This is a genomic window from Nonomuraea sp. NPDC050536, assembly GCF_044457685.1.
Classification (GTDB): Bacteria; Actinomycetota; Actinomycetes; order Streptosporangiales; family Streptosporangiaceae; genus Nonomuraea.
The window spans coordinates 988123-1015071 of sequence record NZ_JBITHD010000001.1; the positions used below are offsets into that span (position 1 = coordinate 988123).

A 26949-nucleotide genomic window follows, 5' to 3' on the forward strand; every position below is an offset into this window, starting at 1 on the left:
CCGGCCGCAGCTCCCCGCGACCTCGCACGCGCCGCCAGACACCGAGCCGCTCGCCCAAGCCGTCACCCACCCGCAGCCGGGTCCCTGGCCCTTGCGCGCCGCCAGATCTCCAGCCGCTCGCCCAAGCGGTCACCCGCCTGCAGCCGGGGTTCGTCACCCTTGCGGGCCGTCCGACTCCTGACTCCTCGCCCAAGCCATCACCCGCCCACGGCCAGGGTTCCTCGCCCTTGCGGGCCGCCGGATCCCTGGTCGCTTGCCCATGCCGTCGCCTGCTCGCGTCGCCACGTAGTCGCGGCCTCTGCCGGTCGCCTTCTGGGGGGTGCATCGCCCACTCATGCGACGGTCTCGGACTCGGCGGGCCGTACATCTCCTGAGCTCCGGGCGCGAGCCGTGCGGCGGGCAGGGTCGGAGGACGATCTCTTGGCCCGTACGGCTGCCGCCAGCGGCGTGTGCGGGCCCGCGGCGAGGATGAGCTCCTCCTGCAACCGCCGCCGAGCCGCGGGCGTGAGCCGGTGGAACTGGGGCCCGGGGACGTACCCGCCCGCCTCCTCGCCGGCCTTGACCTGCCCGAGCAGCCCGGCGTGCCGCAGCGTCCGCAGCGCGCCCTCGAGCTCGCCGATCGGCAGTTGGGTGTGCCGCCGCAGCTCCTCGGCCGCCGTCGGGTGCGGCGACAGCCACGAGTCCTCGGGCAGCATCCCCTCGGCCCGCGGGATCGCCACCGAGTGCACCAGCACCAGCGTCAGCACCGCCCGCTCCGCCTCGGACAGCCCCGGCCCTTCCACCCGCTTGGCGAACTCGTCCGCGTACCCGGAGATCCACCGCTCGCGATGTTGCACCAGCACCCGCCCGCGCCGGGCCAGCATCTCGCCCAACGTGTGCCGCAATGCCGGATCCCGCAGCGCCCCGAACCTGGCCTCGGGCACGGGCTCCCCGGCGCACTCCACCGCCATGAACGCCGCCACCAACTCCGCCCGCCGCCGCTCGTCAAACCCCCCCAACAAATCCTCAAAGTCCCCCGCCGCCCCCTCAACCCGCCCACTCTCCGCCCCAACACCATCGCGAGACGCCACCCCCGCGCCCTCGACCTGCTCCGCCCCGGCATCCCCGCGCAGGGCTGTCTCAGCATCGGCAGCCTGGGCTGGGACGACCTCCACGGGCAGGCCCTGCTTGGCGTGTGTTGGCGTGATGTCGTCATTCGGGGCCGAGCCTGCATCCTCGGCGTTCGCAGGCGCCGTGTCCGCGGCTGGTGGTGACGTGGTGTCCTCGGCCGGTGCGGTGTTCCCGGTGGGGAGGGTGGTGATGAGGCCGGTGCGGTCTGGTTCTGGGAGGCGGCGGAGGAGTTCCTTCAGCAGGGCGTACGACTCCACGGGCCAGGTGGCGCACCGGGGCCCGAGCCGGACCACGCCGTCTCTCATGACCACCCAGCCCGAGTCGTGCAGGCGGCGCAACGCCCCGATCGCCCAGTTGCGCATGAGGTCGTCGGTACGCCCGATCAGCGCCCGATACGTGTCGAGCACCTGGTCGAGCGGCGCGGGAGAGCCGGGCCAGGGGTCGGCGGACAGGTCGGTCCAGCAGCACTTGAGGCACGCGGCAAGCACCCGCCGCGACTCCCCGGCCCGCTCGACAGACACCCCCGCCACCTGGTACTCCTCCAGCAGCGACGGCGTCACCCCATCGGGCCACACAGGAACGCCCACCCCGGTGGAGTCGTCGTACGTCAGCCGCGCCATCCCCGCAGGCGCCGCCACCCCCGCCCCCAGCCCGACCGGCCCTCCGGCCCGAGCCAGCACGTGAGCGTACGCGCCGTCCGCGCCCTCGCGCACGGCATGCGATCCCTTCACCCAACCCCCTCAATGCAGTACGGCATGCTCAACGAATCGCCCCAACACCCCTCGACACCGCCCCGCCCCGCCACGCCGCAGCCCGACGCGCCCCCGGCGAAGTAGTCCGGCAAGACGCGCGTGGCACCACAAACCACGGGATAACTAGTGCGGTAGGACACAACCCGGGTGGTGCTGTGCCGCACAGAATGCGCGGGACAGTTGGACACGACTCGGGCGGTGCTGCGTGGCGCGGGGCGCGTGGTGTGGGCGGACACGGCCTGGATGGCGCTGCACGGTGTGGGGCGGGCGTGCGTGCGCAGCGGCCCGGGGCTCCGAGCGGAAGTTACGTGGGTGGGGGGCTTGCCGTATGGGCGAGGGGTCATGGGGTGCGCTCCAGGTAGCCGTGGGAGAGCCAGGCGGGCTCGCTGCCGGGGGCGATGGTGAGCGCGTCGGACCAGGTGAGGCGGTAGGGAAGCTCGGGGCGCAGGTCGATCGTGGTGAGGTCGGCGAGCAGGCGGCGGGTGGAGGCCCAGTCGGAGCCGATCACCTCGGCGAGCGCGACCCGGGACTCCGGCCCCAGGGCGGACTCGGCGACGGCCGTGAGGCGTTGCATGGCGGCGTCGCCCGACTGGTCGACGGCGTCGGCGGGACCGGCGTCGGGCAGGGCCGAGCGCGGGGGAGCGGGCTGGGCGGGAGCGGGGCGTGGAGCCTCGTCGACGGCGCGGACGATGGCGGCCGGATCATGCCACGGCGCGGGCGCGTCGAAGACGAACCCGTCGAGGACCGCGGCGAGCCGCTCCTTGGAGGCCGTCTGGGAGAAGGTGCGCCATGTCTCGGACGGCAGCAGCGTCAGGTTGCGCGTCGTGCCCGCCGAGTCGGCCAGGCGCCCGGCCGCACGGCGGGAGGCGTCGCTGTAGGCGTAGATCGCGGCACGCAGATCGGTGCACACCCGGTCCAGCGATGGCCACCGGGTCAGGATCGTGCCGTGCAGCCCCTGCGCCCGCCGCGCGATCTCCTCGGTGCCCCACAGCTTGGGCGCCTGCTCGCGCAGCTCCTCGATGGTGCCGGACGACAGTGTGATCAGCTCCAGCGCCCACAGCCGGAAGGCCCTGGCCAGGTTGACCGCGGAGAGGCGGGCCTCCTCCATCGTGGTGCGCGGGTCGGCGACGTTGAGATCCTCCAGCGCCAGCAGCCGGTGCATCTCCGACTGGCCGCCGTCGTCCATCATCCGCCTGATGAACATCAGCCCGACCACGCTGGTGAACGACGCCCGGTAGCGCAGCTGGTTGGGCTTGGGGAACACCTCACGGACAGCGCCCAGCCCCTTGAGCACCCGCAGCCGGTTGTCGAACTGGTCGGCCGGGTAGGCACGGCAGGCGAAGCGCATCTGCTCGTGCGTCAGCCACTCCTCGCCCGCCTCCGCGAACGCCGCGAACAGCGTCTCGGCGATGTCGACCAGCACCGGATCGTCGACCACCGCGCCGCTGTCGCGGGCCAGCGCGGCGAACATCCGGCGGTAGGTCGACAGCACCGCCTCGTCGGAGAGCGCCGCGTCCAAGGTCAACGGGTCTTCAGGCACGCGGTCTAAGGTACGGCCTCGCGCCGACAAGAATCGCGAGGTACGGCAGAGCCCCACCGACAAAGCCCGGGGCGATTCCAACCTCAGGGGTGCGCGGGAGCGTTGGTAACGGGCGAGAGGAGGCGGCATGGATGAACATGACGGCTTCAGGGCCTTCGTCTACAGCCGCGAACGCGCGCTGATGCGCACGGCCTACCTCCTGACGGGGGACCCGCATCTCGCCGAGGACCTGCTGCAGAGCGTCCTGGCGAAGGTCGCGCGGAAGTGGCACAGGCTGGAAACCGACGGCAACCCGGAGGCGTACGCCCGCCGCGCGCTGGTGAACGAGCACATCTCCTGGCGCCGCAGGCTCCGGCACGCCGAGTTACCCAGCCCGGCCCCGCCCGACCAGCCGGCCAGTGGCCAGGACGTGGATCTGAAACTCGCGCTCAGGGACGCGCTGGCCAGGCTGACCGCCAAGCAGCGGGCCGTGATCGTCCTGCGCTTCTACGAGGACCGCACCGAGCGGGAGACGGCCGACCTGCTCGGCTGCTCGGTCGGCACGGTCAAGAGCCAGACCAGCTATGCCCTGTCGAAGCTGCGGGCCCTGGCGCCCGAGCTGCTGACAGATCTCGACCCCGAGGAGGTGGCCCGATGACCCGCCTGCGCACGACGCTCGCCGCGCTGGCCGAGGACGCCCCTGAGCCCACCACGAGCCTGGCCGAGCGCGCCATCGGGATCACGCGGCGGCGCCGCCGTACCAGGTGGATCGTCGCACCGGCCCTGGCGGCGGCCCTGGCGGTCGTGGCGGTGCCGATCATCCAGCAGCAGCGCGAGCGCGCGACGGAGGTCACGCCGCAGGTCCGCCCGCTGCCCGATCACGGCGCGGGACCGATGACGCACGCGCGCATGGTCTCGTGTGGCAAGGACTGCAAGCGCTGGCAGCTGACGGGCCGCGACGGACGGGAGTGGCAGGTCACGCAGGCGCTCGGGTCCTACGTCAGCAAGAACGGCGGCAGCAGTGCCGTGACCGCGCCGCTGGCGCTCAGCGAGGACGGCACCCACATCGCCTACTACGAGGCGAGCGACCGCCGGCTCGTGGTGCGCGACCTGAGCGGCGGATCCGTCCGGCCTGTCAGGACGGACGGCGTGCCGCCCCGCAAGGAGGACGTGGGGTTCATGGGACTGAACCTGTCGGCCGACGGGTCCCAGCTCGTCGTCGCATTCCGCGACATGGACCTGGGCACGGGCGACAGCCACGCGCTCTACGTCGACCTGGCCACCGGCACGAGCACCCGGCTGAAGGAGCGGTGCTGCGTACGGGTGATCACCCGCGACCGGGTAGTCATGGGCGTCGACACCAGGAACAAGGACGAACTGGTCACTCTGGGGCTGGACGGACAGGTGATCTCCAGGGTCGCGATTCCGCGGGGACCGAAGGGTTCCACCATAGACAGCGGTGCGCTGTCCGCCGACGGGCGGATGCTGGCCCGGCTGACCGACTCGAGCAGGGACGCGTTCACGGACCGGCTCACCACCCTGGACGTGGAGCAGGGGACCTGGACCTCGCCCGTCAGGCTCGCGCTCACTGCCATGCGGCCCGTCAACATGAAAAAGGCTCAGGGCACCATGCAGACCGTGTGGGGATGGCTCAGCCCGACCACCGTGCGCGTCGACGTGTACCCGATGGTCGTCGCGCTGATGGATCGGGGCCAGGCCAAGGAACTCGACAGACTCCCCGCCGGGGAGCGGACCGTCCACGCCTACGCGGTCGACGTCCACACGGGGCAGTCCCGGTTTCTGAAGTCCTACGTGGTCTCCTCGGCGGTCAGCTCGGAGCTCCCGGCCGCGCGACACGAGGCGGACGCTTCCGGTATATCTGGTTAGACATAGCGGCCTTGCCGTACCTCCTGCGCGAAGGTACGGCAAGGCGCTATCGTGATGCCCGTTAAACGGGGGCAAACGCACGGTAATCGCACATACGGGGTGAGTGACGGATGCGTATCCGCGTGCTCCGAGGTGACCGCGCCACCGCGGTGATCGCGGGTACGGCGGCGGCGGTCCTGGTGGTCGCGGCCGCCGTCTTCGGCGTGGGCGTGTCCAGCGCGAACCCGAAACTGGCTGACGTCGGCGCGTGGCTGTGGACGAAGGTCAAGGGCAAGGTCGTCCACGTCAACGGCCTGTCGGGCGAGGTCGACGGCTACCTCGACGCCAAGGCGGGCAAGCAGCTGCGCGTCGTCCAGGACGGCTCGAACGTGCTGCTCGTCGACGACCGCACCGGATATGTCAGCCGGATCGAGCCGAGCCAGCTCAACGTCGCCCAGACCCGCGACTTCGGCGCGGCGGGGCTGCAATTAGTCGTCTCCGGGCCCACGGCGTACGCGGTGGACCCGGCCGGCAAGGTGCAGTGGATCGACCCGGCCACACTGAACTCCATCGGCGACCCCGTCTCGCTGGAGGGCCCGCTGGGCGCCTCCCGCATCGACGGCGGCGGCCGCCTGTGGGTCCCCGTCACCGCCAAGGGCGAGGTCGTCCCCGTCACCAGGAGCGAGGCGGGCAACCCCGTCAAGGTCGGCGACCCGGGCGAGGAGCTCGCGGTCACGGTCGCGGGCGGCCTGCCCGTCGTGGTCAACACCAGGGCGGCCACCGCCACGATCATCGGCTCCGAGGGCGGCATCGGCGAGATCACCCTGCCCAAGGAGGTCGCCCAGGCGGCCAAGGGCGGCGTGCTCACGCCGGCGACGACAGAGGGCTCGCTCGTCCCCGTTCTGGCTCCTGGTACGGCAGGCCTGCTCGTCGTCATCGACACCGCCTCGAACTCGGTCCTCAACACCAAGTTCGCCGTCGACGACCCGGGCTCGCTGGGCGTCCCGCAGGTCCTGGGATCCAAGATCTACGTGCCGGACCGCAGCACCGGCGGGCTCATCGTGTGGGACAGCGCGGCCGGCGGCCAGCCGACCAGGCTCCAGGTGGCCGAGCAACCCGGCCCGGTGGACGTGTTCGTCAAGGACGGCCTGCTCTGGGCCAACGACGAGAACGGCGACAAGGCCGTCGTGATCGACCCCGAGGGCAAGAAGCACGACATCGTCAAGGACGACTCCAACGTCCCCGGCCCCACGAACACGCCCAAGCCCAAGCAGACGCCCAGGCCGGACCCCACCAACACCCAGTCGAAGCCGGACCCGACCAAGACCGCCGAGCCGGATCCCACCACGACGGACGTCCCGAACCCGGACCCGACCACGAAGAAGCCGAAGCACAAGCCGACCGACGAACCCACTCCGACCCCGACTCCGACGCCGACCACGTCGCCCACCCCGACCCCGTCGCCCAGCGCGCCGTCCCGCCCGGGCGCGGTCAGCGCCAAGTCGGGACCCGGGAAGATCGAGATCCACTTCAGCCCGTCGACGGGCGGCAAGGTCGAGCGCTACACGCTCAGGGCCTCGGGCGGATCCGGCGACACCACACCGCAGTCGGTGGATGCGAACGGGCCGTTCCAGTTCGAGTTCAAGGGCGACTGCGGCCACGAGTACACCTTCACCGTGATCGCCCACTGGTCGGGCGGCGAGGTCGAGTCGGAGCCGAGCGCGAGCGCCAAGCCGTGCGTGGCGCCGGGCGCGCCGTCCGGGTTCTCGGCCAAGCCCAAGAACCACGGTGCCGAGCTGACCTGGAACGCGCCCGCCAACGCTGACGACGGAGTGACGTACACGCTGACGGGCGCCGCCACCAAGGAGGGCGTCAAGGGCACGTCGTTCACCGTCGACGGCCTGAAGAACAACGCCAAGTACTCCTTCAAGCTCAAGGCGAAGAACGACGCGGGGGAGAGCCAGGACGAGGCGTCCACTGACGTGGACCTGGCGTATCCGAAGCAGCAGTACCAGAACATCAGCAACGACGACACCAACACGATCATCCGCCCGGGACCGTCGCCCAGCGGTGAAAGCGGCAAGATCCCGCAGCACCAGTACATCACCCTCACAGTGATCTGCCAGGTCAAGGGCGCCAACTACACCGACACGTCGACGGGGAAAAGCAGCGACGTGTGGAACAGAGTCGAGACCCAGTACGGCAACGGCTACATGAACGACACGATGGTGGGCACGCCGAAGGGCGGTTTCCCAGGGGGTCCGCTGTTCGAGTGTGACGACTGAGAAGGGGACTCAGTTGACCCAGTACACCTATCAGGACAACAACCAGCAGTTAGCCGCTCAGTTCGCCCAGCGGTTCCAGGTGCTGGCCCAGAACATCGAAAGGATCATCCGCGGCAAGCGCGAGGCCATCGAGCTCGCGCTGACCTGCCTGTTCGCCGAGGGGCACCTGCTCATCGAGGACGTCCCCGGCACCGGCAAGACCACCCTGGCCCGCTCGATCGCCGCCAGCGTGGACGCCGAGTGGCGCAGGATCCAGTTCACACCCGACCTGCTGCCCAGCGACATCACCGGCGTGTCGATCTTCAACCAGGCGCACCAGAAGTTCGAGTTCCACCACGGGCCGGTCTTCGCGAACATCGTGCTCGCCGACGAGATCAACCGCGCCTCGCCGAAAACCCAGTCGGCACTGCTTGAGGTCATGGAGGAGCGCCAGGTCACCGTCGACGCCGAACCGCATCCCGTGCCCCGGCCGTTCCTGGTGGTGGCCACGCAGAACCCGGTCGACATGGACGGCACCTACCCGCTGCCCGAGGCCCAGCTCGACCGCTTCCTCATGCAGATCTCCGTCGGCTACCCCGACCACCTGTCCGAGGTCGAGGTGCTCAAGGGCATGCCGACGGGCCCGCAGGTCGACCGGCTGCCGGTGGTCGCCAGGGCGTCCGACGTGGCCGCGATGATCGACTTCGCCACCCGGATCCACGTCGCCGACCCCGTCTACGACTACATCGTCGCGCTCTGCGCCGCCACGCGCACCAGCCCGCACCTGCGCCTGGGCGCCAGCCCTCGGGGCAGCCTCGCCCTGCTGCGCGCCGCCAGGGTCAAGGCGGCCGCCGCCGGACGGCACTACGTGGTGCCCGAGGACGTCAAGACGCTCGCCGTACCCGTCATCGCGCACAGGCTGATCCTCACGCCCGAGGCGGAGCTGCGCGAGATCGGCGCGGGGGACGTGCTGGGCGAGATCCTCACCGGGATGCCCGTGCCGCAGGCGGCCTAGATGCTCACCCCGTTCGGCTGGGGGACGCTGGCCGGATCCGTGCTCCTCTACGCGGCCGGCTTCGCCCTCGGCTACCCGGAACCCGTCGTGCTGGCCACCGGCGGCCTCCTCGCGCTGGCCGCCGCGCTGGTGTGGACGGCCCCGCGGCCCAGGCTCGAGGTGCACCGCGAGATCACGCCGCTGAAGGTGCCGCGCGGCGAGGCCGCGATCGCGGTGCTGCACGTGCGCAACCTCGGCCGCTCGGGCCTGTCCGGCCTGCGCGCCCGCGACCGCATCGGCGCCGCCGAGCACACCGTCGACGTGCCCCGCCTGCCCAGGGGCGGCCTGCGCACGGTCTCCTACCCGCTGCCCACGGGCGTGCGCGGCGAGATCCCCGTCGGCCCGCTGCTGCTGGTGCGCGCCGACCCGTTCGGCCTCACCCGCAGGGTCAGGGAGTACGGCGAGGCCGCCACGCTCCTGGTGCGCCCGCGCACGGTCGACCTGCCGGTGCCGCCCTCCGGCAGGGCGCACCACCTGGAGGGCCCGACCAGCGACAACGCCCCCGCGGGCACGGTCACCTTCCACACGCTGCGCGAATACGTCGTCGGCGACGACCTCCGCCACGTCCACTGGCGATCCAGCGCCCGCACCGGCACGCTCATGGTCCGCCAGCTCATCGACGCCAGCCTCCCCACCACCACGATCGTCCTCGACACCCGCCTCCTCAGCCCTTCCACCCTCGACGCCACGCCTGGATCTCCGCGCGAGGCGTCCGGGTCCGGGCGCGGTTCCTCGAGATCGGCGGGAGAGGGATCGGCGGGCGAGGGGGGAGCCTACGAGGCCTTCGAGCTCGGTGTCGACGCCGCCGCGTCGGTGGCGGTCGCGGCGGCCCGCGCGGGCTTCCCCGTGCGGCTCATCACCGGCGACGGCCTGCTCGCCGAGACCAAGTCCGATGCCGAGCTGGTGCTCAACCGTCTCGCCCTGGTCACCTCTGGTACGGCAGGCGTCACGGAGGCCGTCAGGGTGGCCAGGGGCGGCGGCTCCCTCGTCCTGGTCACGGCGGATCCCGCCGAGGTGGGCCGTGCCGCCGGGGTCCGCCGCCGTTTCGACCGCGTCATCTGCGTCTACCTCGGCCCCGGTCACCCCACCGCCCCCGGCGTCACGGTGGCCCCCATCCCCGACCTCCCCGCCCTCCCCCTCGCCTGGAGTCCCCGATGACCTGGGACCCCACCACAAATCCCTCGACCGCCCACCCGGCCCCGCCCCACGCCACGTGGCGGCGGGTCGTCGGGCTGGTGCTGGTGGCCGCCGTGGCCGGGGTCGCGGGGTGGGGGTTTCACCGGGTGTTCCCGGGGCTCGAGCTGCTGAAGACCGTGGCGCCGGCCGCCACGGTGCCCGCGGTCGTGGCCGCGATCACCTGGCGCAGGCCGCTGTGGCTGGCGCTGGTGCTCGACGTGGTCCTGTGGTTCGCCGCGACGATCCCGCTCTACGGCGGCGTCAACCCGGCGATGCCCCGCGACCTGGTGAACTCCTGGCAGGCGCTGCTCACCACGCTCCTCCCCGCCCAGCCGGAGCCCAGGCTGCTGATCCTGGCGCACACCCTGGTCTGGGTGGCCGCCGTGATCGGCGCCGAGACGCTGACCCGCACCAGGACCCGGGTGGCGGCCGCGCTTCCCGCGCTGGCGGTCTACGGCGTGGCGCTGCTGCTTGGCGTTGACGGCGACGGCGACAACCTGGTCCCGACGGCGGCGATCCTGGTCCTGGTGGCGGCGCTGGCGATGGTGCGCGACGAGCGTCCGCCCGGCTGGCTCCTGGCGGGGGCTCCGGCCGCCGCCGTGCTCGCGGCCGCCGCAAGCGTGGTGGGCCCGCTGCTGCCCATCGCGGCCGAGCCGTACAACCCGCGCCGGAACGTGGAGCTGCCGCCGCCGATCCGCGTCGACAGCGTGAGCCCGCTGGACCGCGTATCGGCGTGGCTGCAGATCCCGGATCGGGAGCTGTTCACCGTGCAGGCGGACAAGCCGCTCAACTGGCGGCTGGCCGTACTCGATCACTACGACGGCGTGCGCTGGACCTCCAGCGCGCGCTTCCAGCCGACGGGCGGGCGCGTGCCGGAAGGGGAGTGGACGGGCAGGTCGGCGACCGTTCAGCAGACGATCACCGTCGACGGGTTGCCGGGCACGTGGCTGCCGGCGGCCGAGCGGCCGGTCGAGGTGAGCGGCGTGCACGGGCTGGCCGTGGACCCGACGAGCGGGGCGCTGCTGGCGGGCACCAAACCGGTCAAGGGGTTCCGCTACGAGGTGACCTCGCGGGTCGCGCAGCCGTCCAGGGCGGACCTGCTGGCGGCAGCGCCCGTCAACGACCCGTCGCTGACGACGTTCCCGCCGGGGCCGCAGGAGGCGCTGTTCCGTAAGCTCGCGCAGCAGGCCACCAAGGGCGCCGACGTGCCGATCAAGCAGGCCTACCTGCTGCAGAACTACCTGCGCGCGAACGCCACCTACGACGTGACCGCGCCGCCCGGGCACTCGCTGAAGGGCCTGGAGTTCTTCATGGAGACCACGCACCGCGGCACGTCGGAGCAGTTCGCCGCGACCTACGCGCTCATGGCGCGCACGCTGGGACTTCCGTCGCGGGTGGTCGTCGGGTTCCGCCCGGGGCAGCCCGTCAACGGCGTCTATCACGTCAAGTCCGGGCACGTGATGGCCTGGGCGGAGATCAAGTTCGAGAAGCTGGGCTGGCGGCCGTTCTTCCCGACGCCGGGCCGCAGCGGCGCCAAGGACGACCACGACGTCGTCTCCTCGGCCATCGAGGAGAGCGAGGAGCTGGCGGGCGAGTTCACCCAGGGCACGGAGAACAAGCCCAAGGACTCCTCCCACCCGGTCGGCGCGCAGGCCAAGGACACCGCGGGTGGCACGCCGCTGTGGCTGATCGCCCCCGCGGCCGGTGCCGCGATCCTGCTGGTGTACGGCGGGGCGGCGCTCGCGCTGCCCTGGTGGCGCCGGCGCAGGCGGCGCAACGTCGCCGGCGCCGAGCAGCGGGCCCTGGGCGCCTGGCAGCAGACCTGCGACGACCTGGGGTTGAAAGAGCAGAACGCGCTGACCGCCGAGGAGGTGGTCGCCCGCCACCCGGGCGACATATCCACCCACCTGCAGCCGTTGGCCGATATTTCAAACTTCGTGCGGTACGCGCCCGAGGACGTGGCCACCGAGGCGGCCGACGAGGCCTGGCGGCGCAGCGACGCCGTCCGGGTCGCCGTCCGCCGCCAGACCCCGCTCAAGCACCGCCTGCGCCGACGGCTTCTGCTGAAATGACGCCTATGAGAACCAGGCTGGCCGCCCAGCTCCTGCACCGCCCGCCGGGCCTGGGCGCGGGGGAGATCGTCCGTCACCTGCTGGCAGTGCAGGCGCAGGACGTCCCGTCGGCCCGCCTGGCGTTCCGCGCACGGTCGGCCACGCTCACCGTCGCGGACATCGAGGCGGCCTGGCAGGCACGCGAGATCGTGCGGGCCTGGGGTCCGCGCGGGACACTGCACTTCGTGCACGCCGACGACCTGCCGTGGCTGCTGGCGCTGACGGCTCGCCGTAGCGGGGCGCTGCGCCGCCTGGCCGAGGAAGGCGTCACCGGCGACGACCTGCCCGGGCTGATCGACCGGGCGCTGGAGGGGCAGGGGCCGCTCACCAAGGCCGAGCTGGAGGAACGGCTCAAGGGCAGGGCCACAGGGCAGGGGATCGTGCACCTGGTGGCGCTGGCCGCCTCCTACGGGAAGGCCGTGCTGGGGCCGCTCCGCGGCGGCAAGCCCACCTACGTGCACGCCGCCGACTGGCTGGGCGCGCCGATCGTCTTCGAGCAGGACAGCGGGCGGGCCCTGACCGAGCTGGGCGTCCGCTACCGCCGCGCGCACGCCGACGCCGCCCCCGAGGACCTGGCCGCCTGGTCGGGCCTGTCGCTCGGGGACGCCCGCGCAGCCTGGGCCGGCGCACCGCCGTACGACCCCGTCCACGAGCAGGTGGTACGGCTGGCACCGTCGTTCGACGAGTACCTGCTCGGCTGGAAGAGCAGGGACCCCATCCTCGAGCCAGGACACGCGCGGAAGGTGTTCCCCGGAGGCGGCATCCTGCGCCCGGTGGTGCTGGTCGACGGCGTGATCCGGGGCACCTGGGGACGCAGGGGCAACGCTGTCACCGTCACCCCGTTCGACGACGGGCTGCTGCCCGACCTCCAGGCGGAGATCGACGACGTCGCCCGCTTCCTCAGGTAGCCACGTCGGGATAACCCCGAGCGGCCTCCCGGAATCGGCCGCCGCCACCCTGCCATCGCCGCATCGGACCGGGTGCCGCACAGTGGAACTAGCCTGTGGTGACCGCGCCCCTGATGCAGGCGGGCTTGGACCAGGAGACCGTGCTGTTCTTGGAGATCTGCAGCGGCACGCCGATCAGGAAGCAGTAGCCCTTGTTTGGATCCAAGCCCGCGACCTTGGTCGAGGTGGTGCCCTGGGGGAGCGGAGTGATCGGCTGCTCGCCCGGGTTGACCGGGGAGCGCTGCAGCACCACCGGGTAGCGCATGGCGTTGGCGGGCAGCCTCCAGCGCAGCTCCACGATCCGGCCCTTGTCGGCCACGCGCACGTTGCGCGGCGCCAGCGAGGCGATCATCCGCTCGTCGATGGAGGCGGGCACGGTCTTCTGCGGCTGGTTCGACACCGCCGGGGGGTTCGGCGTGTGCGAGGCGTTCTGCCGCGACAGGTAGACGGCGAAGCCCGCTCCCGCGATCGCGACCACGCCCACCGAGGCGCCGATGGCCAGCCGTACCCCGAGCCGCGACTGCGGGCGCACGGGAAGCGGCGGTCCGGGGTGGGGCTCGACGGTCTCCGGCGTGTGGTCGAGCGCCGGGGGATAGGCGGGACCGTTGTTCACCCACGGATCGACCGGATGCCTCACCGGGGGCGCCGGGGGCGGGAGCTGGGCGCCCGTCGAAATGCCGATCTGCGGCTCGGCCTCCGGACGTGTGCGCGGCACCGTGGACATGGCAGGACCCGGGCCAGGATCCTGGCCCACCAGGTCGGTGACCGGCAGCCCGAGCTCGCCCTGGACCTGCTGCAGCCGCTGCGCGAACGCCCGCGCCGAGCCGTAGCGCTGCTCCGGCTGCTTGGCCATCGCCCGCAGGATCGCCTCGAACACTACCGGTGGCACGTCCGCGCGGTTCAGCGGCGGCGGCTCGGTGCTCAGCACCCGGTACATCACCAGCGCGATCGACGGATCCGTCGGGCTGTGGAAGGCCGGCTGCCCGGCCAGCAGGTGGTACAGCGTCGAGCCGAGCGAGTAGATGTCACTGGAGACCGAGTGCGGCTGCCCGTTGAGCACCTCCGGCGCCGCGTGCAGCGGGGTGAAGGCCTGCGCCATGGCCGACACCTCGGAGGAGTCGACCACGCGGGCCACGCCGAAGTCGGCGATCGCCGGCTCGCCGTACCGGGAGATGAGGATGTTCTGCGGCTTGATGTCGCCGTGCAGGACCCCCGCCTCGTGCACCGCCGCCAGCGCGCCGGCCAGCTTCACGCCCGCGCGCAGCACCTCGGGCACGGGCCGCGGACCCTCCCTGCGCACCTTGTCGCGCAGCGAGCCGTTCTCGAAGAAGTCCATCGCGATGTACGGCTTGCCGTTGCGGGTGACACCGGTGTCGAACACGGTCACCACGTTCGGGTGGCCGGTCAGCCGCCCGGTGAGCTGCAGCTCGCGCTGGAACCTGCGCATGGTGCGCTGGTCCACCCTGTCCACCGACAGCACCTTGAGCGCGACGACCCGGTCGAGGCGCTCCTGGTAGGCGCGGTAGACGACGGCGAATCCACCCTGTCCGGCCTGATCGAGCACCCGGTAGCCAGGCGTGTCCTCGACTGGCAGCACAGCACTCCCCCCTGTCACGGGCGAGTTTAGTGTGATTTTTCGGACTTTAGAGCGGATTCATGAGGTAAGCGCCTGCGGCCACGGAGGCGGCCGCGACCAGCAGGAAGAAGAACACGTAGAAGCCGCCGGGCAGGATCGTCAGCCGGGCCAGCTGGTCGGCGTCGGAGTCGCGGGCCTGCCGCCTGGACCGCTTGCGCTGCAGCTCGATGATCGGCCGCACGCCGCCGAACAGCAGGAACCACACCGCCAGGAACGCCACCATCTGCTGGATCCTGCCGGGCGCGTACATCGAGAGCGCGAAGACGGCGCCGCCGGTGGCCAGCAGGATCAGCGCGCCGTACAGGTTGCGGATCAGCAGCAGCATGCAGACCAGGAACAGCAGCACCGCCCAGATGAGCAGCGTGATCCGCCCCTCCGAGGTCAGCCAGGCGGCGCCGAGCCCGAGCAGCGACGGGGCCAGGTAGCCGGCCAGCGCGGTCAGCACCATCCCGGGACCGGTCGGCCGCCCCCTGGTCAGGGTCACGCCCGAGGTGTCGGAGTGCAGGCGGATGCCCTCCAGCTTGCGCCGCGTCAGCAGCGCCATCAGGGCGTGGCCGCCCTCGTGCGCGATCGTGATCAGGCCGCGGCTCAGGTGCCACGGCGTGGTGAAGCCCACGACCGCTAACGCCACCAGCGCGGCCACGCCGACCACCCAGGGTTCCGGCGCGGGCTGAACCTTGACCAAATGAGCCCAGAGCTTGTCCATCGAGGGAGACCCTATCCGCCCGGACGCGCCTGTGTAGGGTGCCAGGATGCCTGTCCACTATCGTCTCGGCGGTGAGCTGAGCCCGCCGGTGCTGCTCACGGTGTGGCAGGACGGCCGTGCCCGGCTTGACCGCGTGCGGGGCGAGGGCGTCGAGTCGTGGTCGGCGCGGCTCGACCCGGTGGTGTGGCCACGCCTGCTGGCCGCGCTCCGCGATGCGGGCTTCCCCGAGGTGCGCACGGCGCCGGCCCCCGCGGGGGCGGTGCTGCGCGAGCTGGCGATGATCGATCAGGAGCCGGCCGGGGAGATCGCGATCGCCTGGGACGACGCCGCGGCGGCCGGTCTGGCGGAGGCCTTCCGCATCCTGGACGCGCTGGTCGTCCAAGTCGCCTCCGGTGTGGAGCGGACCGCGCCCGACCTGCTGCCGCGGATCGCCCACCGCTCCGCCAAGCTCACGCCGGACGCCCCGCTCGGCCGCCCGGAGGCCGCCGCGTTCGGCCCAGGGCCCGTGCTGGCGGTGGCGCGCGCCCAGGGCACGCTGAGCCTGTACGGCGAGCGGCCAGGACCGCTGGCTGCCGTGAGCTCCCCCGTCAGAGCCGTGGCAGTGGACGGTGACCTGGTCGCCGCCGCGGGGGACGACGGCGTGATCAGGGTCTGGGACGCGGAGTCACGCAAGCGGCTGCACGACAGGACGGGGCACGGTGGCCCGGTGTGGGCGGTGGCGGCCGACGGCGACCGGATCTGCTCGGCGGGCACGGGATGCGTCCGATCCTGGCCGGACGGCGCCCCGAGCGCGCCGGGCACGGTCAACGCGCTGGCCGTCACGGCGGACGGCCTGGTCACGGGCGGCGACGACGGCGTCGTGCGGGCGGGTGACCGCGAGCTCGACCGCGGACCCGGCTGGGTCACCGCCGTGGCCGCCTCGGGCGGACTCGTCGCCGGCACCGGGCCCGACGGGCTCATCCGGGTCTGGGACCAGGCAGGGGACCAGCCCCGGGTCCTGGCGGGACACGGGGCGGGCGTGACCGGGCTGGCGTTCCTCACCGCGGACCGGCCGATGCTGGCCTCCTGCTCGTTCGACGGCACCGTGCGCACCTGGGACCCGTTCACCGGTGACCCGGCCAGGGTTTGGAGCGCGCAGGACGCGTGGCCGGCTGGGCTGGCCTGCGGCGAGCAGGTCCTGGTCACGGGCGGCGGCGCGGTCCGGGTGTGGGACGTGCGCGGCCGGCTCCTACTCACCCTTTCCGACGGCCAGGTGGCGCGCGCCGTGGCGACCCGGGGGGACCTGGTGGCGGCCGGGTTCCACGACGGCACGGTCCGGCTGTTCGACCTGCGCTCCGGCGAACCGATGGGCGAGGCGGCCTGGCCGGATGGGGCGGTGACCGGGCTGGCCTTCGCCGGGGACGACCGGCTCGTCTGCGGCACCGACACTGGGACCGTCCGCGTCCACGAGCTTCCCGGGCTCGGCGTGATCGCCGTGCCGACGCCGCACGGCGGGCCGGTGCACGCGCTGGCCCTCGATGGCGGCGTGCTCGTCTCGGGCGGCGCTGATGGGTACGTGCGGACGTGGGATGCGCGCTCCGGCCTGCCGTACCGCAGGATGACCGGGCACGCGGGCGGGGTCACCGCGGTCGTGGCGGGCGGCGGGTTGATCGTCTCCGGCGGGTACGACAGGACGGTCCGCGTGTGGGACGGGGCCACCGGTCGTGCCGGCGTGTCCGCGGTCGCCCACGCGCTGCCCGTGTACGCGCTGGCCCTGGGCACGATCGAGGGCCGCCGGGTGATCGCTTCAGGCAGCTCCGACGGGAACGTTCCGATCTGGGATGCGGGGACCGGCGAGCGGGTCGCGCTGCTGCGCGGGAACCCGGGCACGGTGCGCTCGCTGTGCCTGGACGGCGACATGCTCGCGGCCGGGTTCGACGACGGCAGGGTGCGCACGTGGCGCGTGAGCGACCGGACCCTCCTCGGCGAGCACCGGCTTCAGGGCCCGGTCCTGGCACTGACCGTCGAGTCCGGCGTCCTGCACGCGGGCGGCCCCGACGGGCTCATCCACCTCGATTAGCGGCCCAGGCGAGGGCGTCCGCGGTGGTGCCGCGGGGTGCGTGGGCCTGCAGGCGGGCGCCGGCGGCCGGGTAGTTCACGGTGCCCCGGCCCTCGGCGAGGTCGGGGGAGCGCTCGGCGGCGTCCGAGAACAGGTGCGCCGCGCGGTGCGTGACCTCCGGCCACGGCGACTGGCCGAGGAGGCGCCCTGCGACCCGGTGCAGGGTGCCCACCCCCGGCTCGGACGGGAGCCGATCGCCGGTCTCGGTGATCCATTCCGCCATCCTCGCCAGTCCCTCGACGGCGCGCGGCTCCACCGCGCCCCCGCCGAACACCTCCCGCAGCCGCGCGGTGAAGAAGTCCGGGCCCGGCAGCGCGCGACCGGGTTCCGCTCCGAGCAGGAACGCGAGATCCCTGAGCCTGGCCAGGTCGTTGAGCCGGATCATGGTGTCGGCGCCCGGACCGTAGAAATGCTGGGCCGTCTCGACCAGGGCGCGCGTGAAGTCCGAGTGGTGGCTGGTGAGGGCGGGCGAGTCGCCGCCGAAGATCGCCGCGGTCCTGTCCATCAGCCGGACGTCCGCCAGGCCGTGCGTGCCGAAGTCCGTGAACCGCGACGAGACCGTGCCGGGTGCGACCAGCCGGTCGCCCGCCAGGTCGAATCGCCCCTGCGTGTGGACCTGCCCGCGCGGCAGCGGCGGCGCGGAGGGCGGGAGGAATTCGCCGCCCTCACCTAGGAATCCGGCGATCACCTCGAGGTGCGCGTCGCGGGGCGCGAGCGGCGCGAGCACCGGATTCCCCAGGTGGTCCACCACGAGATGGCCGCTCGACCACTGCATCGTGTAGGGGCCCGCCATCAGGGACCTGGTCGCCCGCGTCCCCGGCGAGGTCATCGTCCTGCGCTCGGGGAAACGGGCGTCGCGGTACTCGTCCCGCAGGCCGAGCAGGTGACCCAGCTCGTGCGCGTGGACGACGGGCAGCGTGTCCACGTACCAGCGCCCGGCCATCGACCTGCCGGAACCCGGGGAGATCCGCAGGTGGTCGTACGGTCCTCCGCCGGGCGGGGCCTCCTCGAAGGCCAGCCGGACGTGCAACTGGGAGCCGTCGGGCAGCCGGTGCTGGTAGTTGAAGTACAGGTCGACGCCGTCCATCGCGTCGGACATCAGGCGGGCCAGCTCATGCGGCCCCACCCCTCGGTCGGTGCGGTACTTCAGTGTCACGGTCAGCTCGGTCACCCAGTGGTGGCGACCGTGCTCGCCAGGGACGAGCAGCTGCCGCTTGTCCAGGGTTCTGATGGGGATGCCGAAGGGGTCCTCGAGCCTGACCGGCGGCACGTGCCGCCGCTCCTGCGCCCACTGGGCGGGGACCGCGGCATGGGCGGGATCGATCGTGTGGGACAGCCTGCCCGCCAGCTCGCCGCGGTCATCGAGGCCGTGCTGGGCCAGCAGCGGCTCGCGCGTGTCCGGGTTGAGGTCGGCGCTGCGCGGCTGCGGGACGTGCGGTGTCGGCTGGTGGGCTCCGGGCGGGAAGTGGACGGGGGCGTTCGGCGGCAGGCCGAACACCGGCGTCGTGCCCTTGGCGTGCCGCTCGATGTGCTCGAGCGCGGTACTGGCGTTGTCGAACCACTGGCCGCGGTGGTCGGCCCGCATCTGCGCCTCGAATCCCGCCATCTGAGCGCGGACCTGGGCGACGTCGCCGGGGGTGAGCGGGTTGTCGACGAAGGCGCCGTCGTGGAAGAACGTCCGCACGAACGGGTTCTTGTCGTCGGGCAGGAGCCCGCGGAAGGCCATGTCGTGGTCGAAGCTCCTGACCTGGCCGTGCTCGCCGATCCTGATCTGCGCGGGCTTGCCGTCGTGATCGAGGGTGAGCGCGTAGGCCAGCCCCGTCCTGACCCCGCTCGCGGTCCGCTCGTGCCCGTTGGCGTGCCAGGTGTTCCCGTCCCACGGGACGCGCAGGTGGGTTCCGTCCGCCCAGCCGACGACCACGGCGCGGTCGCCCACCCTGATCACGGGCGGGACGTCCGCGCCCGCCACTCGCTTGAGCTTGGCACCGTAGTACTCGGCGTCCCGAGCCTCGGTGCTGACGAGCTCCTTGTGCACGGCCCACGTGCCGTCGTGGAGCTGGAGCAGGGTGATCCGCGCGTCGGTGCCCGCCTTGGAGTTGTGGGCGATCGTCTGGTGGTGCACCACCCCGCTGTTCCAGCTGGCGGTCAGGGAGTGCTCGTCCGCGTGTCCCCGCGGGCGGTCGACGTGTACGTCGGCGGCTTGGCCGAGCACGTGGGCGAGGTCGGTCCGCGGCGCCGCCACGTCGTGCCCGGACAGGTGATGGCCGTCGGCGCCGAGTGCGGCGGCCGTACCGCTCTTGACGATCATGTCCCAGTCCAGGGGCTGGCCGTCGATGGCCATGCTGAGCGCGGTGGAGGCCGCGCCCGTCACCGCGAACTGCGCCATCTGGCCGGGCGCCGTGGAGGTGAGGAGCGCGAGCAGCTTCTCCGCGAACGCCGCCTCGGCCCGCGACACCCCGGCGCGCAGGGCCGGGGTGGCCAGCCTGCCGAGCCCGCCGCCCAGCAACGCGGTCAGCAGCCCGTTGATCCCCCCATCGCGGATGGCCCTGAGCAGCTGCTCCTGGTCGAGGGTGTCCCGCCGCCCGCCCAGCAGCTGCGTCACCTGCGTCAGCAGCTCCATCCCGCCGCCGAACCCGGCGAACAGCGTCATGAGGGTCCGCGCGTTCCTCGCGATCTGCAGCGCCGACAGCCGGTTGACCTGCAGGAACGGCCGCAGCAGCCACGGCGCCCGCCAGATCAGCAGCGGCAGCGTCAGCAGCAGGAACACCACGATCAGGGTGATCATGCGTTTGGCGTGCTGGATCGTCAGCCCCACGCCGTTCAGCGCGGTCGCCGCGTCGATCAGCCGTTTGACCAGCTCCGCCTGCTTGCCGCCGAGCGTCATGGCGACGTGCACCGCGAACGCCTGCTGGGCCGCGCCGTCCCAGTCGTGGCCGATCAGCCGCGCGGTCGACGGATCGGCCGCGACGGTGCCCTCGACCACCCGGTGCGCGGCCACCACGCACGCGTCGGCCATCCTGAAGCACCCGTGCTCGTCGCCCTCGGGCCAGGCCATCCCGGTGACCCAGTCCACGTAGGGACGCAGCCATCCCGGCACCGCGCATCCGTCGAAACCCATGGATCACTCGGCGGCTTCGTAGCCCGCCGACCCCTTGCGCAGGTTCTCACCGCTGTCGTCGAGGTCCTTGAGATAGGCGTCGAACGCCTCGAAGATGCCCCGCTCGATGCCCGGCAGCTTCTTGGCCAGCTCGGCCCCGTACGGGTCGCCGCCGAGCGCGCCCCTGTCACGGTCGAACGCCGCCTTCAGCTCCTCCTGCGCCCGTTCGGCGTCCCCGTGCCGCTCCCTCAGCACGGAGCTCTCCCGCCGCAGCGACTCCCAGCGGACGGAATACCCGGGCTCGGTCATGCGTCCCCGGGGTTCGGCAGCAGCGCGTCCAGATCCGCGCCCGGCCCGAACAGCTCCTCGTACGGCACGCCGTCCGGCACCAGCGGTCCCAGTAGTTCCCTGGAACGTTCCGTCACCGTGTCGGTGGCCCGGTCGATCAGCTCCATGATCGACTCGGCCAGTTCCGACGGCGACACCTTGCGGTAGACCCGGGGATTCAGCTCGATGCCGCGCACCTGGCCCCTGCCGCCGACGGTCACCGCCACCAGGCCGTCGCCCGACTCGGCGGTCACCTCGAGCTCGTTCAGCTCGCCGTAGGCCTGCTTGACGCGGGCGGCCTGGCGCGCGTACTCCTCGGTGAGCCGCTCGATCTCCGCGGTGAACTCATCCACGGGGGAAACCATACTAAAAGGGTGATTGATGTGGATGTGCCCGCTTGGTGGGGCGCGCTGGGACTGAACGGGCTGATCGACCTGCACGTGCACTTCCTGCCCGAGCGGATGGAACGGCGGGTGTGGCACCACTTCAACCACGGCGGGCCGCTCATGGGCGACGGATGGAAGATCGAGTACGAGTGGCCGGTCGAGGAGCGCGTGGCACGGCTGCGCGAACTGGGCGTGCGCTCCTTCCCTGCCCTGTCCTACGCGCACAAGCCGGACATGGCGCGAGACCTGAACGCGTGGGCGGCCGACTTCGCGCGCCGTACACCTGAATGTCTCCTGTCGGCGACCTTCTACCCCGAGCCTGGGGTCGTGGACTACGTACGGCAGGCCCTGGCGGAGGGCGTGCGCGTCTTCAAGGTGCACCTCCAGGTGGGCGGCTTCGACCCGCGCGTGCCCGAGCTGGACCCGGTGTGGGGCGTGCTGGCAGAGGCGGGCGTGCCCGTGGTGGTGCACGCCAGCTCGGTGCCCGTGCCCGGCGGGGGAGTGGGGCCCGGGCCGATGGCCGAGGTGCTGCGGCGGCACCCGCGGCTGCGCGCGGTGATCGCGCACCTCGGCATGCCCGAGTACGAGCCGTTCTTCGAGCTGGCCCAGCGCCACGAGCGGGTGATGCTGGACACCACGATGGCCTTCACCGACTTCTCCGAGCGGCGCATGCCGTTTCCTGCCGCTCTGCGCCCGGCATTGCGTGATCTCGGGCTGGCGGGGAAGGTGGTTCTGGGAAGCGACTTCCCGACAATCCCATACCCCTACGCGCACCAGCTGCACGCGCTCGACCGGCTTGAGCTCGGAGACGACTGGCTCAGGGCCGTGTGCTGGCACAACGGTGCGGCCGTGATCTGATGGAAACCGTGAACGATCGGCACGTGGCGCTGGTGAGCGCCTTCTACGAAGCTCTGGGCCGCGCGGACTACGCGGCCATGGAGCGCTGCTACCACCCCGACGTGAGCTTCGGCGACCCGGTCTTCCCCGAGGTGGAGGGACGCGACAAGGTCATGGCCATGTGGCGGCTGCAGCTGGGCGTGCAGGGCGGGCTGACGTCCGCCTACCGCGACGTGCGGGCCGACGACTTCTCCGCCACCGCCCACTGGACCGCCCGCTACACCTTCTCCAGGACAGGGCGGCAGGTCGTCAACGAGATCGACGCCCTGTTCCGATTCGAGGACGGACTGATCGTGCGTCACCACGACGATTTCGACTTCAAGAACTGGTCCAAGATGGCGCTCGGGCGGCCGCACGGATACGTGTTCGGCTGGACCCCCATGTGGCGCAAGACGATCCGCGACCGCGCCGCCCAGGCGCTGGGCGAGCTGGTCTGACATGGCGAGGATGAAGGGATTCCGGCGTATCACGGCCCCCCGCGAGGAGGCGCCGGAGCACTCGATGGACCCGCGGGCCCCCGAGGAGGCCCCCTACCGGCCGACCGTCATCGACAACGCCATCTACGTGGACGGCCACCGCGTCGACAACCCGGGCTCGCTGGCGGACGCCTTCGAACGCCTCAAGCAGATGCCGGGCAGCATGGCCTGGATCGGCCTGTACCGCCCCAAGGAGTGGGAGCTGGTCAAGCTGGGCGAGGAGTTCGAACTCCACGAGCTCGCCCTCGAGGACGCCATCGTCGGCTCCCAGCGCCCCAAGGCCGACCGCTACGGCGAGACCCTCTTCGTCGTGCTGCGCGCCGCCCGCTACCTGGACGACGTGGAGGAGGTCGCCTTCGGCGAGCTGCACGTCTTCCTCGGCCCCAACTTCGTGATCACGGTACGGCACGCCGAGGCGCCCGACCTGCATGCCGTGCGCAAACGCATGGAATCGGACCCCGACCTGCTCCGCCAGGGTCCCCAGGCCGTGCTGTACGCCATCCTGGACGCGGTGGTCGACGGCTACGCCCCCGTGGTCGCCGGCCTCCAGAAGGACCTGGAGGAGATCGAGGCCCAGGTCTTCGGCGGCGACCCCTCGGTCTCGCGTCGGGTCTACGAGCTGTCGGGCGAGGTCATCGAGTTCCAGCGCGCCACGCAGCCGCTCATCCGCATGATCGACGGCTTCATCCTCGGCGCGGCCAAGTACGGGGTCAACCAGGAGCTCCAGAGCTACCTGCGGGACGTGGCGGACCACGCCATCACCGTCTCGGAACGCGTCGCCTCCTTCCGTCAGATGCTTCAGGACATCCTGGTCATCAACTCCACCCTGGTCACCCAGGCCCTCACGGAGACCAGCATCAAGCAGGGTGAGGAGGTCAAGAAGATCTCCGCCTGGGCCGCCATCCTCTTCGCGCCCACGCTCGTCGGGACGATCTACGGCATGAACTTCGTCCACATGCCGGAACTCAAATGGCTCCTCGGGTATCCCTTCGCCATCGTCCTCATGGCCACGGTCTGCCTCGTCCTCTACGCGGTCTTCAAACGCCGCGACTGGCTCTGAAGGCTACGTATCCGCAGGTCAGCACGTTTTTCATGATCATCCGGGAAACAGACGCGCGTCGCTGTCTTCTCGGAAGCCGCCAGCCTGCGGAGACGGGCGGTAGCGGTGATGTCCGGCCGGAGATGATCGCGACCCCATGGCGCGCACGTGCTGCACGCGCTGCGCCTCACGGTTGTCACTCGGTGAGGGCGAGCGCCTGTTGCCTGGCGACCACGCGCATTCGCCGGAACAGGTCGAGCATCATCGCGATCTGATCGTCGTCGTACTCCGCCAGGGCATGGGTCCACGCCGCCGACATGCCGTCGAACAGCGGGCCGATCTGTGTCATCCTCTCGGGCACCAAGCGCACGATCACCTTGCGGCGATCGTGGGTATCGTGCTCACGTCGCACCCACCCCCCGCGCTCCAGGCGATCGATCATCCGCGTGACGGCCCCCGTGGTCAGTCCCGTGTGAGTGGCGACATCCCCCGCTGTGGGCGCGTCCATTCCGCTCAGGGCGGTCAGGCATTTGAAGTCACTCAGGCCCAGACCGAGGCGGTCCGCTGCGGCCTGCTGGAGCAGGATTCCGTCGGCGATGGCCTGTTGCACCTCGGCTTGGAGGCCGGCTTCGAGGTCACGACGGGCAGGAGTCACCGGCTCGGGTGTTGACATGAACCCATCTTACGTACTCATAATCTTCTCAGGTCATTATCTGCATCATGCAGACTCTGAGAGGAGAAGATAGATGTCCGCTCGCCTGATCGGGATCGCAGGAACCGCGCTGTTCACGCTCGTCTGGCTGGTCGAAGGCGCGATCAGGCCCGGGTACCACCCGATGCGCCACTGGATCAGCGAGCTGGCCTTATCCGGCCGAGGCTGGATCCAGATCGCGAGTTTCGTGCTCAGCGGTCTGCTGATCGCCGCCTTCGGCCAGGCGCTGCGCCGTACCGTCGGAGGGTGGGGGCCGGGACTGGTCACCCTCGCCGGGGCCGGGCTGGTCCTGGCCGGCTTCTTCGTGATCGATCCAGGTCTGTACAACCCCGAGGGAAGTACGGCGGGGACTACCTGGCACGGCGTCCTGCACGACATTCTCGGTCCGATCGTGGTGCTGTCCGTCGCCGCGGCGGCGCTGGCCTTTTCCCGGCGGTTCCACCGCGTTTACGGCCTGGCCAGCGGAATCGGAGTGATCGTCTTCTGGCTGGCAGCGGGGACCCTCAACGGACTGGACCATGCGGGGGTGTGGTCGCCCGCGCCCGCCGGCCTGTTCCAGCGCCTTGCGATGCTGACCGGCTTCGGCTACCTGGCCTTCGTCGCCTGGCGGCAAGGACCGGCGGCCCCTCGACGCGGCACTGCGGAGGCGGAGTGACGGTTTCGTGAGTTTCCCGCGCTGCTGCGGGGGCGGGGTGACGGTTCGTGCGTCACCCCGTCCCCGCGCCACCCGACGGAGACCGTTGCCGCGAGCGCTCCGGCTCCATCGGTTCACCCCGCTCAGCCGAGCCAGGTGGAGATCTGGCTCATGGCGGACGCGGCCCAGCCGAGCTTGAGGTGGTTGAGGGCGAGCGTCGCCGTGGCGGCCCGGTTCGCGATGCCGTCGGGCGCGGTGCAGCTGGCCACGAAGACGGCGCCGTCCGACGGGCCCGTGTGCTCGTTGTGCAGCAGCGCCATGTCCGGCGTGTTGCCGCACAGCTGGTAGACCGGCACGCTCGACGGAGTGCCCGCGTCGATGAGGGGCCGCACCAGCGAGCCCCTGTCGATGGCCCACTGGATCCCGCGGCCGGCGGTGTAGAAGCCGGTCCCGCCGTAGTAGGTGGTGTACCAGTCCTGCTCGGTGGTGGGCAGCGGATAGACGTCGTCCCAGCGGTAGAGCATGTCGTCGGAGCCCGGGTAGGCGTCGCCCTCGTAGCTCAGCTCGGGATGGTTGCGCCACAGGCCGTAGCAGACCATCTGGGAGTGGGGCGCGGGCGCGTTCAACGACCCCCCACATTCCGGAAATATCGCGAAATCGTGGGTCCAGCCGTGGCGGTAACCCCAGTCGAAGCCCTTGTTCGGCCCGCCGAGGAGGACCAGCTTCCTGACGTCGCCCGCATAGGCCGTGCCCCAGGACTTGCGCAGCGACGAGACGTACATGCGCGCGTTGAACGCGCCCTTCGACCAGCCGATCACGTCCACCTGCGACGCTCCGGTCTTCGCCTTGATCGTGGCGACGGCGTCGTGGATCTGCTCCGCCCAGTAGTAGCCGTCGCCCGTGACATGCGGGAAGCCGATCGCGAACACCTTGTACCCCTGCCCGGACAGGTACTGCATGAGCCCGGTGGTGGGGCAGCTGGCCTGGCCGCAGCCGTACGACCCCTTGGCGTTGGGGTTGGCCCAGGCCAGGTCGGCGTTCTGGTTGGCACCGTGCACCAGCAGCACGGGGGTGGCCTTGGCGCCCGTCTGCCAGCCCGGCGCGTGGTACAGCAGGTAGCGCGAGGAGTGCGGCCGGGCGACGTCGCCGAACAGCCTCTTGGTCTGCCCCGCGTGATCACCACGCCCGTCGGGCGGATAGGTCTCGGTCTGGAATCCCGTGGAGTTGTCCTTGTAGCGCTCGACCAGCGCCCACCCGTTCTCCAGGCCGGAGGTGTAGGAGGCCTCCAGCGTCACCGACGCCGTCGCGGCGGCCGGCCTCGTGACCAGCATTCCGGCGGCTAACACCAGGGCCGCGGCCACGCGGCTCCACGCACGTCGTCTCATCAGACCTCCACAAGGTTCGGATGGCTCTAGTTCGCTCGATCCAGCCCCGGGAGTCAATGTGACGCGCCCCCATACCCCCATGTCGCCACCACCCTCACGGCCCTGTACGGCCCGCCGTACCAGGACGTCACAGCGCCCGGCCCGCACGGACCCCGTGCGGCCCACGGGAAATGCGTCGACAAGGTCGTTGCCGGCCACCTATGTTGCAGGCCATGACAGACAGCCCCGTACTGAGTCAGTGCGACTGTGGTGCGCTTGCCGGCCCACTGGGCCTGTGCGTGGACTACTACCACGAGATCCTGGCCGAAGAGCAGCGAGACCCTGAGATGTACCGGTGGCACGCGCCTGTGGTCTGCGCGTATCTCCTGCAGCATCCTTCCAGAGCGCGTGAGACGTACCTTGACGGCCAGTTCCGCCAGCTGCAGCTCTACGTGGACAAGGGGCTTGACGCGATGCTTCGCGTGGCAGCTCATCAGGTGGCGCGGAACAAGCACAGTGCGCAGTCGGGCTACGACATGGCGCCGTTGGAGGCGTACGCGCCGCTTCCGGCGGGCGGATCTCCCGGGCACTTCAGCGCCACGTTCTGCGGGTTGCCGTTCAGGGATGGCAGCTTCGTGTCTGATGGGCATCTGGAATACGGCCGCCGCATCGAAAGCATCGCCGAAGCGACAGTGGAGTCCTGGAGATCCGTCCAGAGCTGATGCACGACGCCGAGCACGACCAGGTCTGTGGTCGAGGAGGGGATCGGTCGCTAGGG

22 protein-coding genes are annotated in these 26949 nt (G+C 71.5%); 13 read left to right on the plus strand and 9 right to left on the minus strand.

The features are described 5' to 3' along the window. Positions 1-332: 332 nt before the first annotated feature. Both ACIBHX_RS04915 and ACIBHX_RS04920 read right to left on the minus strand, forming a co-directional pair. Positions 333-1841 carry a hypothetical protein gene (locus ACIBHX_RS04915; RefSeq protein ID WP_397064279.1) on the minus strand — a complete coding sequence of 503 codons (1509 nt, stop codon included), beginning with the start codon at positions 1839-1841 and terminating at the stop codon, positions 333-335. A gap of 361 nt (positions 1842-2202) precedes the next feature. Next, positions 2203-3402, minus strand: coding sequence for a hypothetical protein (locus ACIBHX_RS04920; protein WP_397064281.1), 1200 nt, complete (start codon positions 3400-3402; stop codon positions 2203-2205). Between the two features lie 127 nt (positions 3403-3529). On the opposite strand from ACIBHX_RS04920, the gene ACIBHX_RS04925 reads away from it, so the two are divergent. From ACIBHX_RS04925 to ACIBHX_RS04955, 7 genes are all read left to right on the plus strand, one after another. Further along, complete coding sequence (locus ACIBHX_RS04925; RefSeq protein WP_397064283.1) at positions 3530-4039, plus strand: SigE family RNA polymerase sigma factor; 510 nt, start codon at positions 3530-3532, stop codon at positions 4037-4039. After that, a complete protein-coding gene (locus tag ACIBHX_RS04930) occupies positions 4036-5268 on the plus strand; it encodes a hypothetical protein (RefSeq protein WP_397064284.1) in 1233 nt (410 codons plus the stop codon). The genes ACIBHX_RS04925 and ACIBHX_RS04930 overlap by 4 nt, the downstream gene beginning before the upstream one ends. Before the next feature lie 110 nt (positions 5269-5378). Then, positions 5379-7532, plus strand: coding sequence for a fibronectin type III domain-containing protein (locus ACIBHX_RS04935; RefSeq protein ID WP_397064286.1), 2154 nt, complete (start codon positions 5379-5381; stop codon positions 7530-7532). Positions 7533-7545: 13 nt separating this feature from the next. After that, positions 7546-8526: an AAA family ATPase gene (locus ACIBHX_RS04940; RefSeq protein WP_397064288.1), complete on the plus strand. Its 981-nt coding sequence runs from the start codon at positions 7546-7548 to the stop codon at positions 8524-8526. Continuing rightward, a complete protein-coding gene (locus ACIBHX_RS04945) occupies positions 8527-9723 on the plus strand; it encodes a DUF58 domain-containing protein (protein WP_397064290.1) in 1197 nt (398 codons plus the stop codon). It abuts the gene before it with no gap. Beyond that, positions 9720-11813, plus strand: a complete 2094-nt coding sequence (locus ACIBHX_RS04950; RefSeq protein WP_397064292.1) for a transglutaminaseTgpA domain-containing protein — start codon at positions 9720-9722, stop codon at positions 11811-11813. Before ACIBHX_RS04945 ends, ACIBHX_RS04950 begins: the two co-directional genes overlap by 4 nt. A 5-nt stretch (positions 11814-11818) precedes the next feature. Next, entirely contained in the window at positions 11819-12760 is a 942-nt protein-coding gene (locus ACIBHX_RS04955; protein ID WP_397064294.1) for a winged helix DNA-binding domain-containing protein, read from the plus strand. Positions 12761-12848: 88 nt separating this feature from the next. Here the strand turns inward: ACIBHX_RS04955 and ACIBHX_RS04960 are convergent, their stop codons facing one another. Both ACIBHX_RS04960 and ACIBHX_RS04965 read right to left on the minus strand, forming a co-directional pair. Next, positions 12849-14396, minus strand: coding sequence for a serine/threonine-protein kinase (locus ACIBHX_RS04960; RefSeq protein WP_397064295.1), 1548 nt, complete (start codon positions 14394-14396; stop codon positions 12849-12851). 46 nt (positions 14397-14442) lie between these two features. Continuing rightward, entirely contained in the window at positions 14443-15141 is a 699-nt protein-coding gene (locus ACIBHX_RS04965) for a M50 family metallopeptidase (RefSeq protein ID WP_397064296.1), read from the minus strand. A gap of 46 nt (positions 15142-15187) precedes the next feature. On the opposite strand from ACIBHX_RS04965, the gene ACIBHX_RS04970 reads away from it, so the two are divergent. Further along, complete coding sequence (locus ACIBHX_RS04970; RefSeq protein ID WP_397064297.1) at positions 15188-17200, plus strand: WD40 repeat domain-containing protein; 2013 nt, start codon at positions 15188-15190, stop codon at positions 17198-17200. On the opposite strand, the gene ACIBHX_RS04975 is transcribed toward ACIBHX_RS04970, so the two are convergent. The 3 genes from ACIBHX_RS04975 to ACIBHX_RS04985 are packed head-to-tail and all read right to left on the minus strand — an operon-like array spanning position 17184 to position 21016. Then, on the minus strand, positions 17184-20357 hold the full coding sequence (locus ACIBHX_RS04975) for a hypothetical protein (protein WP_397064298.1): 3174 nt from the start codon (positions 20355-20357) through the stop codon (positions 17184-17186). The genes ACIBHX_RS04970 and ACIBHX_RS04975 overlap by 17 nt on opposite strands. Before the next feature lie 3 nt (positions 20358-20360). Next, positions 20361-20645 (minus strand): hypothetical protein, encoded by a 285-nt coding sequence (locus ACIBHX_RS04980; protein ID WP_397064299.1) that lies wholly within the window; start codon positions 20643-20645, stop codon positions 20361-20363. Continuing rightward, entirely contained in the window at positions 20642-21016 is a 375-nt protein-coding gene (locus ACIBHX_RS04985) for a YbaB/EbfC family nucleoid-associated protein (protein WP_397064301.1), read from the minus strand. Before ACIBHX_RS04985 ends, ACIBHX_RS04980 begins: the two co-directional genes overlap by 4 nt. 21 nt (positions 21017-21037) lie before the next feature. Between ACIBHX_RS04985 and ACIBHX_RS04990 the strand changes: the two genes are divergently transcribed. From ACIBHX_RS04990 to ACIBHX_RS05000, 3 genes are read left to right on the plus strand one after another with little or no spacing between them, the layout of a single operon-like run. Continuing rightward, positions 21038-21907 carry an amidohydrolase family protein gene (locus tag ACIBHX_RS04990; protein WP_397064303.1) on the plus strand — a complete coding sequence of 290 codons (870 nt, stop codon included), beginning with the start codon at positions 21038-21040 and terminating at the stop codon, positions 21905-21907. Then, entirely contained in the window at positions 21907-22383 is a 477-nt protein-coding gene (locus ACIBHX_RS04995; RefSeq protein ID WP_397064305.1) for a nuclear transport factor 2 family protein, read from the plus strand. Before ACIBHX_RS04990 ends, ACIBHX_RS04995 begins: the two co-directional genes overlap by 1 nt. A 10-nt stretch (positions 22384-22393) precedes the next feature. Next, on the plus strand, positions 22394-23482 hold the full coding sequence (locus tag ACIBHX_RS05000; RefSeq protein ID WP_397064307.1) for a magnesium and cobalt transport protein CorA: 1089 nt from the start codon (positions 22394-22396) through the stop codon (positions 23480-23482). Between the two features lie 175 nt (positions 23483-23657). Here the strand turns inward: ACIBHX_RS05000 and ACIBHX_RS05005 are convergent, their stop codons facing one another. Beyond that, positions 23658-24134 carry a MarR family winged helix-turn-helix transcriptional regulator gene (locus tag ACIBHX_RS05005; protein ID WP_397064309.1) on the minus strand — a complete coding sequence of 159 codons (477 nt, stop codon included), beginning with the start codon at positions 24132-24134 and terminating at the stop codon, positions 23658-23660. A 73-nt stretch (positions 24135-24207) separates the two neighbouring features. On the opposite strand from ACIBHX_RS05005, the gene ACIBHX_RS05010 reads away from it, so the two are divergent. Next, positions 24208-24828 (plus strand): DUF998 domain-containing protein, encoded by a 621-nt coding sequence (locus tag ACIBHX_RS05010; RefSeq protein WP_397064311.1) that lies wholly within the window; start codon positions 24208-24210, stop codon positions 24826-24828. 122 nt (positions 24829-24950) lie between these two features. Here the strand turns inward: ACIBHX_RS05010 and ACIBHX_RS05015 are convergent, their stop codons facing one another. Next, positions 24951-26192, minus strand: coding sequence for an esterase/lipase family protein (locus tag ACIBHX_RS05015; protein WP_397064313.1), 1242 nt, complete (start codon positions 26190-26192; stop codon positions 24951-24953). Between the two features lie 212 nt (positions 26193-26404). Between ACIBHX_RS05015 and ACIBHX_RS05020 the strand changes: the two genes are divergently transcribed. Further along, a complete protein-coding gene (locus ACIBHX_RS05020) occupies positions 26405-26893 on the plus strand; it encodes a DUF5946 family protein (protein WP_397064315.1) in 489 nt (162 codons plus the stop codon). The last annotated feature ends 56 nt before the right edge of the window (positions 26894-26949 follow it).